This window comes from Microcoleus sp. D2_18a_D3, assembly GCF_036702455.1.
In the GTDB taxonomy this organism is placed as follows: domain Bacteria; phylum Cyanobacteriota; class Cyanobacteriia; order Cyanobacteriales; family Microcoleaceae; genus Microcoleus.
Genome location: NZ_JAUBTK010000015.1, coordinates 23,667 through 40,375 on the forward strand (window position 1 = coordinate 23,667; position 16,709 = coordinate 40,375).

Sequence of the window (16,709 nt, forward strand, 5' to 3'; positions counted from 1 at the left end):
TCTCCTGCCCAACCCCTACTCCCCACAACAGCGTAAGTACACAGTAGTTTAAAAATTCAATACGCGACAGCTTACCCCTGCTGAAACGGGGTTTTTTGTCTGGGTGCGTCCAGGACTGTTTTTTTGTTGTCTTTGCCTGCGGGCTGGTTTCGAGGTTCCCGACAGCTTATTCCCCGTCTGTTTCCCCATCTTCTAGGAAAAGTTCGGACTCCGGTATCGCTTTAAACACCGGACAGAAACCGTCGGGGGTAACTTTAAAGCCAAACAAAGCACTGGACTGGTTCCAACAGCGCTGACTGCGGTAGTGCTGGCAATTGCCGCAGCATTCGAGGTTGGCCTGAACGGCGCTGCCTTGAAAAAGGAGTTCCCGCTGGGAGATGCCCCGCAGTACCAGTTCTTCGCCTTGCCAGCGCGCTTCTACCAAACCGGTATCGGCAAAATTGGCCCACCGAGGATCGGCTGTAATCGGACTCGGCAAGCTAATTGCTACCTCTGTCCCCAATTCGGTGAGTTCTCCCTCATAGTTAGTTTCTGGGATAGCGGGCTGCAAAAACATTTCCCCGATCGGCAATTCGACCAATGTGCCGGCCGCCGGAGTGTGCAACTGGTAGCGGTTTCGCAGCTCGTCCAAGTTAGCCAAGTCAGCCAAATATGCAGGGGAACCGTGGAGTAAAATTACGTGCTGGGGACGCAAATTGTGGATGAGTTGGGTAGTCCCCGGCCCGTCGCAGTGTTCGGCTAGCAGATAAGTTTCGACACTTGTGACTCCAAATAGGGGCCTGTTGCCCAGCCAGTCGGTGACGGGATATCCTGGTTTTTGAGGGGCGAGCAAAATCCAAGGATTTGTGCCATCGGCAACATACAAAGCCAAATCAGCTAACTTGTCTGTAATTACAATACAGGGCGTGGCTCCCAATCCGGGGCGCTGTTCGGCAGAGAGCCGGCGGACGCGGGGCTTCACCCTTTCGTCCCAAAACAAAGGTTGGTGCAGAGCAAAATTTTGGACGGCGGTGGGAAATTGGGGTAACAGTTCCAGATAAGCGTCGCACCCGTCGGCGACAGTGCCGTCCACCCAAATATCCAAGTCGCGGCCAGTAAAGTAGTGGTGACTGCGGAGCAGCATCAGCATTTCTTGGCCCAAACCAAGGGCCGGCGCGGGCAGCAGTACCGAGTAACCGTCGGCGATGGCGCGGTGGATGCGATCGGCTAACTGATTTTCTAGTTGTCGGCGGTGAGGGTGGCGGGCCGTGCCGTAACTGCCTTCCAAAATTAACACATCCGGCTTCATGCCCCTGAGTTCTCCCAGGGGCAAACCTTCCACCAAACGAGAATTGGACAGGAAAAAGTCGCCGGTGTAAACCACTGTGTAGGTGCGGTGCGGGGCGGCATAAGTCAGCAGCACAGTCGCCGCTCCGGGCAAATGGCCCGACGGGAACAACTGCACGCTCAGTCCTGGGCGCACTTCGAGCGGCGACTGCCAGGGCAGTCCCTGACAGAACCGGGACTCTGGCTGTTGAGCCAGTTCTGGCCAGTTGAGCGGTAGCAGTCGCGCTGTCACTTCGCTGGCGTAAATTGGCAAGTGGGGGAAAGATTGATGGAGTGCTAGCAAACCTCTGGCATGATCGGAGTGGGCGTGGGTACACACCACAAAATCGGCTGGCAGCGATCGATTTAAGGTCGCTGATAGCGGTGCAATATCGTCTACACCGCAGTCGAGTAAAATGCGGTGCGGCCCCATTCGGACTAGGAGACAGACCCCTTCTTGGGCGTGGCCTGCGCCGTAAGGTAAACAATCGAGATCCATCACTGCGGTTAGCTCCCTGCTTTGCACGCAACTTGCAGTATCGCCACTTTTAAACATCGGTTGCGACTGCATTCATTCGATCGAGTTGAGTCTCGGACGCTGAAACCGGGTTTGATGAACGAAAACACTTTGTTGCCGCCCTCGCTCCCGGTAAAAAAACCCGGTTTATCCAAGTTCTGGTGCGTAAGCCCTGGAGCTAAATGTTTGCTCGAAGGCTCCGGCTCTCGTGCAAGGAAAGTAATTGCACTTAAGATTTGATGCAGCGCCAAGAAGGCGATTTTCCGAAGGCATTTGCCTGATGGGCATTCGGCCTTCGACAAAGTTCATGCTACTGGTTCTGGCATCAAAAGTTACATTTTATTGCACCATGTAAGAGTAGCGAACTCAATCTCATATTCTGAGTTTTAAACTTTTTTCCACAATTTGCGCCTGCTAAAAGCTAGTCTTTTTTATGAGAAGATTTTAATTCAGATGTCCCAATATCTTGATAAAACTTTACAATTCTTCATTTTTAGGGTTTTGAGGGCCGTGTAGAGTCCAATCTGAAAAACGGAGAACCCGCATCGTGCTAGCTAACTGCTTTTGTCAGGGCAGAGAGAGACTTTATGAGTTTGCTCGGTTTTTTTGTAAAAGTTTGATACATTCTTCTAAGCAAACCTTGTGGCTGTTGAGGAGAGAGTTTAAATAGCTTTTTGACCCCGCCCAAAAACGGATACTAAGTTTCCGACAGGAATCGCCCGCAGCCCAAAGTTTTAGACTCTTGTTCAAGCTCCCAGATTCATCTGTGGAGTAAATCGAAAATCGAAAATCGACTGGCTGCCCCATAATAGGTTTTTTAACTCCGCTCATTGACTAGGGGACAAAACGATGCGTTCTTTTGTTTGCCCCCAAACATAGCCACATCAATCCCCCGACAATAGATGATATTCATTTTATAAAAATACCACTAGCTTGCCAGAAGTAATCTCAGCTCGATCTGTTTCCAACCAGCCTGTTATCTCCTGTTTTTTTATCATTCCTGGGTCTTATTTAGGGTTGAGTTTTGGAGTTTTTTTCAGCTAATCCGTGGGCGGTTAAACGGCGAAAGTTTGAAGGGCGCGAGTGTTTAATTGTTTCCTATGTTGCCATTGAATAGTACCCGATCGCCATTAAAGCTGAAATGAGGAGCGATCGCACCAACGCGGTTTTATCAAAAAAGCAGGTTTTTAGATGTGGCATTAATGGCGAGACTTGGTAGCGCGCCGGCAGCCAATAACACCTGCAATTGACAGCAGCCTCGACGATCTCTCGTTTTCGGCGGTAAAAATTCTGTTGGGAAAAAACTTGACATCAGCCGGTCATTGAAAGTTAAAATAAATAAAAGCAATAACAAAAATGAGGCTTTATTTTTGATTCGCGATCGGCGATCGGCAAGTATGGCATTGAGAAGTTGCTATCCCATAAAACAATTTCTGCTAAAATACATCCGGTAATATACGGAGTATCTAGGATTTTTTGGCAATCTAAAATCTAAAATCTAAAATCTAAAATCTAAAATGGCAACAGCTATTCTTGACCTCGAAATATCCAAACTCCCGCCAGAAATTAGGGTTGAGGAGCGTTACAGCAAAGCCTTGGTTTTAATTCGGCTGGGGGGAAAACCGATCGGCCAAGCTCTTTTGCCCGTAGTCGGAGGTCGCATGGGGGGTGACGAATTACGGGAAACACTGATGAATGCTGCTGGTGACAATTTGTGGAAAAACTGGCTCTACGATTCTCTAGAATGGGATGAGCGGGGGCCGGTGGAGGCAATGCCGATCGCCACAGTAGCAGTTTGCACGCGCGATCGACCGGAAGATTTGCGGCGCTGTCTGGAAGCGTTTATGCGGCTGCCCGACGACGGCCAGGAATACTTAGTAATTGACAATTGTCCGGCTACCGACGCTAGCAAGGAACTGGTCAAAAATTACCCAAAAGTGCGCTATGTGCGCGAAGACCTACCGGGATCCAGCGCTGCCCGCAACCGAGCTTTACGCGAAGCTAAACACGAATTCGTAGCGTTTACAGATGACGATGCAGCCCCCGATCCGAACTGGCTGCGATCGCTCTTGCGAAATTTCAGCGATCCCCGAGTTATGTGCGTCACGGGGCTGCTGATGCCCTTGCAACTGGAAAGCGAAGCGCAAGAATGGTTCGAGCGCTACACCCCCCACGGGCGGGGCTTCGAGCGCCTAATTTTTGACGGGGTGCACTGCAACCCGCTGGTTGTCTCGCCAGTGGGGGTTTCGGCGAGTATGGCTTTGCGGAAAAGTTCGATCAACTTTATCGGCTTGTTTGACGAGGCTTTGGGACCGGGAACGCCCACTGCCAACGGGGAAGACTGCGAACTGTTTGCCCGCATTTTGTGCGCCGGCTACCGCATCGTTTACGAACCGAGGGCCTTGAGTTGGCACCGCCACCGGCGCACATGGGAAGAACTGCGAAACACGCTCCAAGGCTACGCAATGGGACTCTATGCTTTCTGGACGCAACTATTTGTGGTCAACAGAGAATTCAGCGTACCTATGTTAGCCTTGTCATGGCTGTGGAAGATACAAATTCCTGAACTAATTGCTTCTTTGCGAAGGCAACCGGATTCTATCCCTAGTGATTTGCTTTTAGCTCAACTGCGGGGCTGCATTAGCGGCCCGAAGGCTTATTTTGTGTCTCGCAAGTGGTTGCAAAAAATTAAGGAAGAAATTATTAGTTATTAGTTGTTAGTTATTGGTTATAAGTTAAGAATGCCCAATGCCCGAACCCTTCGCTCCGCCCAATTCCCAATTCCCAATTCCGAATGTAAATATGGAAAATGTAACATTTAGCATCATTCTTATAACTCACAACCGAAGTTCTTCGCTGCGACGGGCTTTAGATGCTCTGCAATCACAGACTTATCCGATGGACCTCATCGAAGTCAGGGTCGTCGTAGATAGCTGCATTGACGATACTTTAGCAATGTTACAAGACTACAAAGCTCCTTTTAAAATGCACATAATTGAGGCCAACTGCCGGAGTGTGGGTATGTCTCGCAATATTGGAGCAGCGGAGGCTACTGGACAACTGCTGTTGTTTCTGGACGATGACATCGAAGCAATGCCGTGTTTAGTCGAAAACCACGGGCGCGTTCATCGAGAACGTCCGGGCTGCGCCGCGATCGGTCCTTATCCGCCAAAGTTGCAATCCAGGACTAATTTTTTTGACGTAGAAGTGCGGACTTGGTGGGAGGAAAAGTTTTACCAGATGAGCAAGCCGACTCACCGGTACACTTATCAAGATTTGCTCTGTGGGAACCTTTCTATTGATACAAAACTGTTTGCTGGTACCGGAGGCTTCGATTCTGCCTTCGGCCCGGGTACTGCCTATGAAGATTACGAGTTCGCCTTGCGCTTGCTCAAAGCAAATGTACCTTTTGCGGTGGCACCGGATGCAGTCGGGTATCACTACGAACACGAAACTAACAACCTCGATCGCTCTTTTGGCCGAGCTCGCGCGGAAGGGCGTTCGGATGTTTTGATCGGTCAGCGGCATCCAGAAATGAGACAGACGCTGCACATAAAAGACTACGAAACTCCTGATTCGCTGGTAAATAAAATTTTGGTCGCGATCGTATTTTTCTGGCCGGCAGCCTTAGATGTGCTGGTTGTCGGACTGAGAAAATCCCTTGACTGGCTTCAATACATGGGGATGCGAGGTAGTTGGCGGTGGCTGCGGACGAGACTACTGGCTTACTCGTACTTGCGGGGAGTGATGGATCAGTTAAAAACCCGATCGGCTCTTTCTAGTTTTATGCAAGGTGAGCCTGCTCATGTTGACTTGGGAAGACATGAAATTGAAATCGATTTGCACGAAGGTTGGGAAGCAGCAGAAAGAATCATTGACGAGCAAAAACCCGATGGCATTTACCTCCGTTACGGTGAACTGGCAGTCGGTCACGTCACTCCCAAATTCGGTGTAGAGCCACTGCGGGGCGCTCACTTGCGATCGATTCTGGCGCTTGACTTTGCCGAACCCCTGGCTCGGGCGATGGCGGTTAAAGGTATGCCCAAAAGTGCTGCTCAGAATGAGCCTAGCTTAGTTGACAACACCCTACTTCAACATCTACTGTTATTTACAGTAGTAGACAAAAAACCACTGAAAAATCCTTCCTAATAACTGACATAATTAGGTCAAATAAGCAACAAAAAATAGAGGTATAATGAAGCATTGAAGTAAGTATAAATAAATAAATAGGAAGTGAAGTTAAAAAAACAAAAATTAACAATGGTAATTATGGCAATAAAATTGATTGAAGCTGATTTTTTAGAACCAATTGCTGACAAGCTGACCCGAGTGCCGACCCAGAATTTGGTTAAGATTCAGCCCTGGGAGGGCTCCGGGCCAGAACCTCAGATAGCTGCCGGAGGTGTGCGGTGAGAAATGCTGGAACGCTCCTCGATCGGCGCAAAATGGCTCATTGGTTCGATTTGCTGCGGGTGTTGGTCGATCGCGAGATGAAATTACTTTACAAGCGATCGACCTTGGGGATTGCTTGGACTTTAATCAGTCCGCTGTTACAGTTGGCTGTATTTTCCTTTTTGTTTCGCTCTGTCGTACCCCTTAATATTCCAAAATTTTCTTCCTTTGCTTTCAGCGGCTTGTTAATCTGGAATTGGTCTCAAACGGTATTATTTAAATCAACGGCATTAATTACCAATCATAAGCCACTAATCAGGCAGCCAAATTTCCCGTCGGCAATTTTGCCGGTAGTCACGACGACGACGGGGCTCATTCACTTTTTCTTAGCATTGCCGGTGTTACTTATCTTTCTGGCAATTGATGGCGCTCCTCTGAATGCAGTGCTCTTGTTGTTGCCAGTGCTGATGATTATTCAGTTTGTTTTGACAGTTAGTTTTGCTTATCCCCTTGCCGCTTTGAATGTCACTTTCCGCGACACTCAGCACACTTTGGGAGTAGTTTTGCAGATGCTGTTTTACCTGACTCCGATTTTCTACGACATCAGCAGCGTCCCCGAAAAATTTAAGATTTTTTATTACTTAAATCCAATGGTGCCCCTGATTGAAGCTTACCGCGCCATACTTCTTAAAGGTATGCAGCCGGATTGGTCTGCTCTGTTAATTTTGAGCTTGGCTGTGGCGGCTCTTTTACCCATCGGACTGGGAATTTTTAGACGGCAAAGCGCTCATTTTGTGGAGGAAGTGTAAATGCGTGAAGCAATTATTGTCAAAGGTTTGGGTAAGCGTTTTAACCGCTACTCTACCGCGAAACCTCATACGATTATGGAAGCCGCTTTGTCCGGTTGGTGGAAGCTGAAGCCGGAGGCGAGTTTTTGGGCGCTGCGGAATATAAATTTTACTGTTTCTCCTGGCGAAATGCTGGGAATTCTTGGCAAGAATGGCGCGGGAAAATCAACGCTGCTGCAACTTATCGGCGGTATTTGCCTGGCTGAGGAAGGCTCTCTTAAAGTTAACGGCAGAATTGGCGGCTTGTTGGATTTGGGTGCGAGTTTTCACACGGATCTAACGGGCAGAGAAAACGTGTTTGTGGGGGCGGTGGTGGCCGGTTTGACTCGCCGGGAAGTGGCGCGCCGGTTTGACGATATTGTGGAATTTGCAGAGTTAAAACAGTTTATTGACAGCCCGACGCGGACTTACAGTACGGGGATGAAAATGCGGCTGGCTTTTTCGGTGGCGGTGCATACCGATCCCGAAGTGCTTTTAGTTGATGAACATTTGTCGGTTGGTGATGTGGCTTTTCAAACTAAATGTTTGAATAAGATAACTGAGTTTAAGAATCAAGGATGTGCGATTGTTTTGATTTCTCACACTGCGTCGCAAATTCAGAAAATGTGCGATCGGGCTTTGTGGCTGAAATCCGGTGAAATCGTGGCTTACGGGGAACCGGAAGTGGTAGTCGGTCAGTATTTGTCAGAAATGCGATCGTCCACAGAAAATCGCACTCCCCTGCGTGCTGCTGAAGCTACAAGTAGCGGTTCGCCACTGCGAGGTAATCAGAATCGCTTCGGTACTATGGAAGTAGAAATTACCGATGTCAAAGTGTCGCCAAATACGGAAATAGATAGTGGTGATGCTATTAGCATTGAAATTCATTATTCGGTGGCGCAGGAAATTTCTGCTGCTATTTTTGCCGTGACAATCAGCAGGGATGATGGTCAAAGTTGTTTTGAGACTAATACTAATCAAATGGGCAGACTGCTGCCGCTGGTGAAAGGGAAAGGCAAAATCCGGCTGCAAATAGATAGGCTGGATTTAGGAAACGGTCAGTATTACGTGAATGCTGGGGTTTACGAGGAAACTTTGGCTTACGCCTACGATTATCAGTGGCAGGTTTATCCGCTGTACGTGCGATCGACTGTAAACCAAAAAACGATTCTTTGTCCGCCGTACCGCTGGGAATTTGAGGGCAAAATGCCGCTTCTGGATTTACCGGAACCAGCCACTGCAACTTACGATTTGAATAAAAATAATCCCGGCTACGTCAATGTTTCAAATCAGTTGGGACTTAAGCAAAAACCTGATTTTTTAATTATTGGCGCTCAAAACTGTGGGACGGAATCTCTTTACGGGTATCTCGCAAATCACTTGCAAATTAAAGAAGCTTCCCGCGAAATTCACTTTTTTGATTTGAATTATGAGCGTGGTGTTGATTGGTACAACAAACAGTTGGCTCGCAGTGTAACTGGTGAAAAGGTGTTGCTGTGGGAGATGACTACTTATTATATTTATCATCCTTTGGTGGCCGAGCGGGTTTACAAGTGTTTCCCGGATGTTAAGCTGATTGTGATGCTGCGAAACCCGGTAAAACGAGCATGGATGCACTATCATTTAGAAGTGGCGAGTGGCTGCGAAAAGTTGGATTTTGAAAAGGCGATCGCTTCTGAACCAGATAGGCTCAAAGGTGAGATTGAAAAAATGAAAGCCGATGAAAATTATTACAGTTTTAATCACCAGCATTATTCCTATCTGTCGCGGGGAATTTATGTAGAACAAATCAAAAATTGGCTTGATTATTTTCCTAGGGAACAGTTGCTAATTCTCAAAAGCGAAGATTTTGACGAAAATCCCAGCCAAGTCTTTTCGGAAGTATTGAAATTCTTAGATAATATTAGTGAGAGTGCGATTAAAGAATATGAAATCAATCATGTAGATCAATACAGCAAAATGCCGCCTGAACTCGAACAAGAATTGACTAATTATTTCACACCTTACAATCAGGAACTTTCGGATTTGTTAAAAGAAAAATTTACGTGGAGTTAAGCAAATATTTGAGTCCAGCTAAAAAATAGAGGTTGACAAATGAGTTATAATCATACATCAATTAAATCTCTTTCTTCTCTTCCTGTGTGGGCTTAGCGCTCTCTGTGTTTCCCTCAAAAAAATCTCATTCACAAACCATTTATCAGGTAGAAAAATGCAACGGATATTTTTAGTAGGCTCTCCGAGAAGCGGCACAACCATGCTTCAAAGTTTATTAGCCGCTCATCCTGAAGTTATTTCTTTTCCTGAATCTAAGTTTTTTCACTATTTACTGTACAAAAAATTTGTGCGAAAGTTTCCTGCTAGGATGGAAGCTTTTTTTAAGGATGAGATTAATCGCCCTGAACTTTTGCAAGGTTTTGATAATAGTCAAACTCTAGGCACTAAAGTTAGGTGGTTTGTCGAAATTTTGGATGGTTTGGCGGCGGAACAAAACAAAAGTATTTGGTTGGAAAAAACGCCGGAACACATATATTTTATTGAGGATATACAGCGGTTGTTGCCGGATGCTAAATTTATACATATTTTGCGAAACAGTATGGATACCATAGCTTCTCTGCATGAGGCTACTAGAAATTCTCATGATTTATGGGGGCCTGGTTGGGATTTAAACCACTGTATCACTCGCTGGAAAGAGGCGATGTTAATTAGTCACAAATATGCTAAAACTTATAATCATATATTAGTGAAATATGAAGATATTGTAGATAATAAAGTTAAAAAGTTAGAAGAAATTTGTGATTTTATGGGGGTTAAATATGATCAAAGGATGCTGGAATGTTATAAAGAAAAAGCAGTAAATTTAAGTTTAAATCTGCCTTGGCATCAAGGGATTGAGAGAGAGGTTAAAAGTAATAATGTTCACAAATATCATAAAATTTTTAAGAGCCATGAAATCAGCTATATTTTAGATAAGACTAAGGGCGTCAAGGGTGACATTTCCTGGAAAGTAATGGTGGAAGTGAGCGAACCAATTTCCGATATTTGCGATCTTCCGCAAATATACGATCGCCTGTGCTGTACGATCAAACTAGAAGGAATTAAACTCGGTATTATTGAATTGCCGATTTGCGATGGCATGGTTGCGGCTTCGGTTTTGGCGGATGCGGTTGCCGCCCAGTTTGCTTGGCACATTCTCGATCGCTTCTTTCAACGCAATCGCTGCGAAAAAGGCAATAAATTGTGGGAAACTGTGCTGAAACCATTGCATCCTAAACAGGACTGGACGCTATTTTTGCAAGAGTTATGGGGGCGTCCGCATTGGAATTTGGAGGATTTCTACAAGCCAGAAATAGCCGAGGAAGTCCCCACAATTACGCTCGAAAAAGATTTGATGGTATTAGAAATTAGCGAGGAATTTGCTAATATAAAAGTTGAGCGTTCTGAAATAGACGTGCTGGTGAAAATAGGCGGCGTTGCTGTCGGGATTGTCACTGTTGCGGTGGAAAATAATTTTGTTTCTGCTCAAAAATTGCGATCGACAATTACTCGAAATATGGGTTTTGAGTTGTGCGTCGCCGCCGTGCGAGAAGCTTTGCTGGGAAAACCACTCAACGGCAAGCAGTGGCTACGATCGCGCTTAGCCTCTTGTGCTCAACAAAGGTCTAATTTGCCCGACAGTTTGAATGCAGCGGGTGCTGGGGGCATTTACCCGCCAAATGCGGTGCTCTTCGGCAGGCGATCGGGTGCGATCGGGACGAGTGTCAGCCGTCGCGCCGCACTCCCGGCGGCGGCGCTGCCGGAAATCGAGTCAGCCGCGGCAATCGCGGGGGAACCGACAATGCAAATTCCCCAAGAAAACGAGTTTCCCAAGCAAGTATTTTACGCACCGGAAATCATTGGCTCAAAATCTTCTTATCGGGAAGTTTCTCACTCCGTGAAACCTCAAGTTTTGGACAATCATGGCGTTACACAAAGGCTGCCGATTCTCTCCTACCGCCGCATTTCTCCTGACGGTTTAGACGCAGTTACTCCGCAGGTTTTGGAACAACAGTTGCAGTATCTCAAAGATCGCGGTTATTATAGTGCGAGTTGGGAAAATTGGCAAAGTGCGAAACGGGATAAAACTCCTTTACCCGGTAAAGCTGTATTGATGACTTTTGACGGTGGCTATCTCGACTTTTTCCAATATGCTTGGCCTCTGCTAAAACGCTTTGATTTTACAGCAACTGTTTTTCTTGTAGCGGAGTCGATAGGAAAGACAAATAGTTGGGAAAAAGCCGAATTTGAAGAAGTGCAGTTAATGGGATGGCCGGAAATTCGGCAACTGCGGGATGCAGGGATTGAATTCGGTTCTATGTCTGCTACTCATCAACCTCTGACTGCATTGTCGCCGACAGAAATTGTGCGGGAGGGGGCGAAATCCCGTGCTATCTTGGAACGGGGATTAGAGAAATCGGTTAAATGTTTTGCCTATCCTTACGGCGATGTCGATCCAATTGTAGCGCATTTAATGGGAGCGAGTGGGTATATTTTTGGTGTATCATATAGGTCAAATTTTAGCCGTTTTGACGATGCTTTACTGTCGCTGCCGCGCATTAAAGTTACAGCAGAAAATTTTTTATGGCAATTAGGTTTGTAGGGTGAGTCAGCCAGCGAGATTTTTCCCTGTACTAACAATTTTTCAACAGACGCACCTTACTTTTAAGTCAGTAGGGTGAGTCCGCCAGCGAGATTTTTCCCTCAACTAACAATCTCTCAACACACGCACCTTACAAGTGAAATCGCTTAATCAATCCCTTGATTTTCCGCTGCAAATAACCGCCTAACCCTCTGGAAATTCTCTCAAATTTATAATAAAATAAAATATCCATCACCTCTTCAGTTTTCATATACTTTAAATAAGAAATCATTTTATCGGTTAGTTCATCATTAACATCATCGATATACTTTCTCACCGCCAACCTTTCCGAAATATTCCATTTCCGATCAAACTTGCGGTGCATTTCCGTCTCATAATCCCGAAAATCTGAGATTTTCCCCTCCAAATACCTTTGAATATATTTCCCCGCGATTTGGGCACCATCCATCCCGTGTCTAATCCCTTCGCCACCCAAAAAATTCACTGTCGAGACAGTATCGCCGATCGCAATTATATTATCCTTGCAATAAATATCCTTCAAGCCGCGACTGTACTTCAGCGTCGAACCGTGTTTGTCAATAATTTTATAATTTTTAGACTTCAGATATTCATCAATCAGTAAATCAATATATTTTTTCAGGGGTGACAAATGCCTCACCGTTTTCGCATCTAAAAAAATGCGACCCGCGCCAACTTTCAGCCTGTTTTGTTCCATTGGGAATATCCAGGAATAACCCTTTGGCATCCATTTATCGCCCAAAAAGAAGATTAAATCACCCCTGTATTTATTGTAAACTTCAGGTTCAACCTCAATTAAATATTCGATTCCGGTTCCCGACAAAAAATCTGGCTTATCATTCTCTTTTTCGTACATAATCGCCCTAGCAAAGCCAGTAGCATCAACCAATATTTTCGTGCTAACTTTGATAATTTGACCGTCGGATAACTGTTTAAATTCGACTGTGGTTTCGCCCTTGCTTTGTGAATGTCCGGTGTAGCGATAACCAAGCCAAACTTCACCGCCAAATCGCTCAACTTCGCTGGCCAAAAATGCTCTAAATTTAGCAAAGTTGAGAACAACTCCCAAGTTTTGGGGAGACTCCCAAGTTTGACTGACTTTGCTAGTTTCAATAGTAAGTTTGTGCCAAAAACTGCCGATAACGGATTCGGGTAAATCGAATTGAGAGAGGGTTTCTAAAGGCGTGGCGGCGCTGGAAAACTCGTTTTTATTAAAATTGTCGTTTTGCTCTGCTAGCAAGACTTTGTGGCCAGATTTGGCTAGGATTCTCGCGCAGTGTCCGCCTGCAGGGCCTGCTCCTACTATTACTATGTCAAAACTTTTTAAATTCATTTTGCTTTTAACTCGCTTCCAATGTCAAAACACCCGCAGACATATCAACTATTAACCGCCGAGTTGTCAGCCACTGGCGGCCTATTAAAATTTCCGGTACTCCGTCACCCACATGAACGGGAATGTCAAATTCTAGGTACTCAATACGCACTTTTCCTACATAAATTTCAAAATCGAATTCTCCCTTAGCTGTTCGCATTTTTTCTTGTTTCACATATGTCCAATCAAGTCCGTCTACATCCTGACTGTCCATTGCTAACCAGCCCGAAAAACCTGTATCAAGCAGAGCATCAACAGGTAATTCTAAGCCGTTATCAGCAATCAGTTCAAGTTCAAAAAATAGCTCGTCCTCATCACCAAATCTTCCTTGAATCATATTGTGCCACAAACTCCGGTTTCATTGAGCCGAAAAACGTGCAATTTAGCTTTCGGGTATTTCTCATGGGCTATGTTTGCAACTTGCATATCATCCTGGTCGATAAAATATTCTCCACTGTCGGGTTCAACGGCCATGTACCAGTTGTAGTGGGTTTTAATCAATTCTGGTTTGAGGCGATCGAAAATTGGTTTGCAACGCTGATAAAATGCCACTCTTTCGGCTCGCCACTGGGCTTTTTTTTCTTCTGACCACTGAATTTCTGGGAAGAGTCTTCCCCGCCGCACGGTACGATTTGGTTTCACGTTAGTCATTGTTTTTTCTCCGTTGTGTTAGATGGTAATATATTTATTGGTTCAATTGAATATTCCTGAAATCAATTATGGCAAACACTTTTAACTTGACTCCTAATCCTGATAATTATACAGTCCTTCCTGGTTTGATGGTTCAGTTCCCTGGAGGTGTTCTTGCCTTAGAAGGAAATGATACAATCAGAGGCTCGTTTGAGAGTGAAATCATCAACGGAAATGCTGGTAAAGATATTTTATTCGGTGGTGATGGCAATGACAACTTGCAAGGGGGTAGAGACGAAGACGATTTATACGGCGAAGTTGGTCGAGATTCTCTCATTGGCGGTCTTGGTGATGATTATATCGCAGGTGGTGACGGAGACGACATTTTGAATGGCGGTCGAGGTGATGATTTCTTAGATGGAGGTGCAGGTAACGATACTCTGAGTGGCGACCTGGGTTACACTCTATATAAAGGGGGAACTGGTAGTGATGTGTTCGTCCTAAGAACGGATATTGTTTTAGGAGATCCAAAGCGCAACCCTAACAGTAGCGTACAGGCGTGGGATATTATTCTAGACTTTGAAAAGTCTCTGGATCGAATTGGTCTTACTAATGGTATAACTGAGGCAAACCTCATACTCACCACTTATTCAGTACCACTGCCAAATATTCGCTTGGTTTCGGGGAGATTTCCTCAAGAAGGCAAAATTTCTTTAGCCGATTTAGATCGCGATAGCAATGGTAGTTATGACGCCACTACTATTCAAATTGCTTCAAACGGTCAAATTTTAGGTAGAGTTCTGAATGTGACACCATCGGACTTGCGGGGTCGTTTTATTACACTGTCATAAATCGGGTATTTCTTAGGATTAGTCTCGAAGAGTAAGGTGCGCTAGGCGCACCCTACAATTCTAGCTATTTACACGCTAACAGGAGACTGTTTGCGGCTGAATGTTGCTAAGATACGATCGCACATTTGCGACGGAGTTAATCCTAAACTTGCAAATGATTGCTCTGGGGTTGCATGATCTACCAATGTATCCGGTACGCCCAGCCGCATCAGTGGCACGAGAACATTATTGTCGAGCAAAGATTCAGCAACTGCTGAACCGAAGCCACCCATCAAACAGCCTTCTTCCATTGTGACAACTTTGCCGATTCGCTGTGCTAAAGGCAAGATTAATTCGGTGTCCAAAGGCTTGACAAAACGCGCATTGATCACAGTTGCTTCAATACCGTGTTCGCTCAGCATCTCGGCAGTTTGCATTGCCGGATAAACCATTGAACCGTAACCCAGTATCAGCACATCGTCGCCGTTGCGGAGAATTTCGGCTTTGCCGATCGGCAATTCTTCCCAACCTTCCTCCATCAAAGGCACGCCGTAACCATTACCGCGCGGGTAACGCATCGTTATCGGGCCGCTTGTGTGGTTGATTCCCGTGACTACCATCCGCTGCAATTCTGCCTCATCCTTTGGTGCCATAACTACCATATTTGGCAGGCACCGCAAGAAAGCAATGTCGTACATTCCTTGGTGAGTTGGACCGTCAGCACCGACAATGCCGGCGCGATCCAAACAGAAGAAAACTGGCAAATTTTGGATGCAAACATCGTGAATTATTTGGTCATAGCCTCGCTGCACAAATGTCGAGTAAATTGCCACAACCGGGCGCATTCCTTCGCAGGCTAAACCAGCGGATAAAGTCACGGCGTGCTGTTCGGCAATCCCGACATCAATGTACTGTTTTGGCAGTTTTTCATGAAGTTTATCCAGACCGGTTCCGGTTGCCATTGCAGCGGTAATGCCGACAATTTTGGGATTATCTTCTGCTAGCTTGACGAGGGCGTGGGCAAAGACTTTCGAGTAAGCTGGAGGCTTGGGTTTTGTGGAAGGAATGCCTTTGCCTGTGGCTAAGTTAAAGGGATTTTGGGCGTGATATCCTACTTGATCTTTTTCGGCGATCGCATATCCTTTGCCTTTCACCGTCACCACATGAACCAACACCGGCCCTTGAATGGTATGAGCTTGTTTAAAAGTGGCAATTAACTCTTCCAAATTGTGTCCATCTACCGGGCCCATGTAAGTAAAGCCTAATTCTTCAATTACTGCTCCAACTTTCGAGACAGCCAAGCGTTTCATCCCTTCTTTGAGGCGTTCCATTTCTGGAGTAAAAGTTTCGCCCACAAAGGGAATATGTTTGAATTGTTCCTCTAAGTTATCTTTGAGAAATTGCACCGGTGGCGACAATCGCATCTTGTTCAAATAGCGGGTAATTGCGCCGACGTTGGGCGAGATTGACATCTCGTTGTCGTTGAGCACAACTAACAAATTGGTTTTCGGCATATGGCCCGCGTGGTTGATCGCTTCAAGTGCCATGCCGCCAGTCAATGCGCCGTCGCCGATGACTGCTACAGTTTTAAAGTTTTCCCCCTTGAGGTCGCGCGCCATCGCCATTCCTAACGCTGCGGAAATGCTTGTGGAAGCGTGGCCTGCGCCGAAGTGGTCGAATTTGCTCTCGCAGCGCTTGAGATAGCCTGCAACGCCGTCTTTTTGGCGCAGGGTGTGGAATTGGTTGTAGCGGCCGGTGATTAATTTGTGAGGGTAAGCTTGGTGGCCGACATCCCAGGTAACTTTGTCGCGATCGAGGTCGAGTGTTTGGTAGAGTGCTAAGGTCAGTTCGACTACACCCAATCCTGGGCCGAGGTGGCCGCCGCTAGCGGCTACAGTTTCTAAATGCTTTTCTCGAATTTGTCGGGCAATTTGTTCGAGTTGATGAATCGAGAGGCCGTGTAATTGGTTTGGGTGAGTCAGTTCGCTGAGATGCATATTTTAAAATCTTGCTCCTGTGAATCAGGACGAATCCTTAACAGATATAGGTTGTGCCTGCGAGGTTGGGTACGCGCAAACGTTAGAATAGTTTAACGGTTATTTGAGAAAAACTGTTAGGCGTAAGATTTTTGTTAGTTTTGGCCTGGTAATTATAGTTAATAAATTGTGCGCCGTCAATCGAT

Annotated in this window: 11 protein-coding genes; 6 read left to right on the forward strand and 5 right to left on the reverse strand. The window is 46.0% G+C overall.

Going from position 1 to position 16,709, the window contains the following annotated elements:
- Positions 1–166: 166 nt before the first annotated feature.
- Positions 167–1,804, reverse strand: a complete 1,638-nt coding sequence (locus tag QUB06_RS09660) for an MBL fold metallo-hydrolase (RefSeq protein WP_333435162.1) — start codon at positions 1,802–1,804, stop codon at positions 167–169.
- 1,535 nt (positions 1,805–3,339) lie between these two features.
- On the opposite strand from QUB06_RS09660, the gene QUB06_RS09665 reads away from it, so the two are divergent.
- From QUB06_RS09665 to QUB06_RS09685, 5 genes are all read left to right on the forward strand, one after another.
- Positions 3,340–4,536: a glycosyltransferase gene (locus tag QUB06_RS09665; protein WP_333435104.1), complete on the forward strand. Its 1,197-nt coding sequence runs from the start codon at positions 3,340–3,342 to the stop codon at positions 4,534–4,536.
- Between the two features lie 34 nt (positions 4,537–4,570).
- Positions 4,571–5,971 carry a glycosyltransferase gene (locus QUB06_RS09670; RefSeq protein WP_333435105.1) on the forward strand — a complete coding sequence of 467 codons (1,401 nt, stop codon included), beginning with the start codon at positions 4,571–4,573 and terminating at the stop codon, positions 5,969–5,971.
- 260 nt (positions 5,972–6,231) lie between these two features.
- Positions 6,232–7,023 (forward strand): ABC transporter permease, encoded by a 792-nt coding sequence (locus QUB06_RS09675; protein ID WP_333435106.1) that lies wholly within the window; start codon positions 6,232–6,234, stop codon positions 7,021–7,023.
- Positions 7,024–9,096 (forward strand): Wzt carbohydrate-binding domain-containing protein, encoded by a 2,073-nt coding sequence (locus QUB06_RS09680; protein WP_333435107.1) that lies wholly within the window; start codon positions 7,024–7,026, stop codon positions 9,094–9,096.
- Positions 9,097–9,250: 154 nt separating this feature from the next.
- Positions 9,251–11,677, forward strand: coding sequence for a sulfotransferase (locus QUB06_RS09685; RefSeq protein ID WP_333435108.1), 2,427 nt, complete (start codon positions 9,251–9,253; stop codon positions 11,675–11,677).
- Positions 11,678–11,807: 130 nt separating this feature from the next.
- On the opposite strand, the gene QUB06_RS09690 is transcribed toward QUB06_RS09685, so the two are convergent.
- From QUB06_RS09690 to QUB06_RS09700, 3 genes are read right to left on the reverse strand one after another with little or no spacing between them, the layout of a single operon-like run.
- On the reverse strand, positions 11,808–13,028 hold the full coding sequence (locus QUB06_RS09690) for an NAD(P)/FAD-dependent oxidoreductase (RefSeq protein ID WP_333435109.1): 1,221 nt from the start codon (positions 13,026–13,028) through the stop codon (positions 11,808–11,810).
- Positions 13,029–13,035: 7 nt separating this feature from the next.
- Entirely contained in the window at positions 13,036–13,404 is a 369-nt protein-coding gene (locus QUB06_RS09695; protein ID WP_333435110.1) for an aspartyl protease, read from the reverse strand.
- Positions 13,401–13,718, reverse strand: a complete 318-nt coding sequence (locus QUB06_RS09700) for a hypothetical protein (protein ID WP_333435111.1) — start codon at positions 13,716–13,718, stop codon at positions 13,401–13,403. Before QUB06_RS09700 ends, QUB06_RS09695 begins: the two co-directional genes overlap by 4 nt.
- Positions 13,719–13,786: 68 nt before the next feature.
- Between QUB06_RS09700 and QUB06_RS09705 the strand changes: the two genes are divergently transcribed.
- Positions 13,787–14,548: a calcium-binding protein gene (locus tag QUB06_RS09705; protein WP_333435112.1), complete on the forward strand. Its 762-nt coding sequence runs from the start codon at positions 13,787–13,789 to the stop codon at positions 14,546–14,548.
- Between the two features lie 68 nt (positions 14,549–14,616).
- Here the strand turns inward: QUB06_RS09705 and dxs are convergent, their stop codons facing one another.
- Positions 14,617–16,524, reverse strand: coding sequence for a 1-deoxy-D-xylulose-5-phosphate synthase (gene dxs, locus QUB06_RS09710; protein WP_333435113.1), 1,908 nt, complete (start codon positions 16,522–16,524; stop codon positions 14,617–14,619).
- Between the last annotated feature and the right edge of the window lie 185 nt (positions 16,525–16,709).

What these genes read in the sequence shown, in the direction of transcription:
- QUB06_RS09660 (WP_333435162.1), bottom strand. Translation starts at nt 1,804, where the DNA reads ATGGATCTCGATTGTTTACCTTACGGCGCAGGCCACGCCCAAGAAGGG.
- QUB06_RS09665 (WP_333435104.1), top strand. Translation starts at nt 3,340, where the DNA reads ATGGCAACAGCTATTCTTGACCTCGAAATATCCAAACTCCCGCCAGAA.
- QUB06_RS09670 (WP_333435105.1), top strand. Translation starts at nt 4,571, where the DNA reads ATGCCCGAACCCTTCGCTCCGCCCAATTCCCAATTCCCAATTCCGAAT.
- QUB06_RS09680 (WP_333435107.1), top strand. Translation starts at nt 7,024, where the DNA reads ATGCGTGAAGCAATTATTGTCAAAGGTTTGGGTAAGCGTTTTAACCGC.
- QUB06_RS09685 (WP_333435108.1), top strand. Translation starts at nt 9,251, where the DNA reads ATGCAACGGATATTTTTAGTAGGCTCTCCGAGAAGCGGCACAACCATG.
- QUB06_RS09690 (WP_333435109.1), bottom strand. Translation starts at nt 13,028, where the DNA reads ATGAATTTAAAAAGTTTTGACATAGTAATAGTAGGAGCAGGCCCTGCA.
- QUB06_RS09695 (WP_333435110.1), bottom strand. Translation starts at nt 13,404, where the DNA reads ATGATTCAAGGAAGATTTGGTGATGAGGACGAGCTATTTTTTGAACTT.
- QUB06_RS09700 (WP_333435111.1), bottom strand. Translation starts at nt 13,718, where the DNA reads ATGACTAACGTGAAACCAAATCGTACCGTGCGGCGGGGAAGACTCTTC.
- QUB06_RS09705 (WP_333435112.1), top strand. Translation starts at nt 13,787, where the DNA reads ATGGCAAACACTTTTAACTTGACTCCTAATCCTGATAATTATACAGTC.
- dxs (WP_333435113.1), bottom strand. Translation starts at nt 16,524, where the DNA reads ATGCATCTCAGCGAACTGACTCACCCAAACCAATTACACGGCCTCTCG.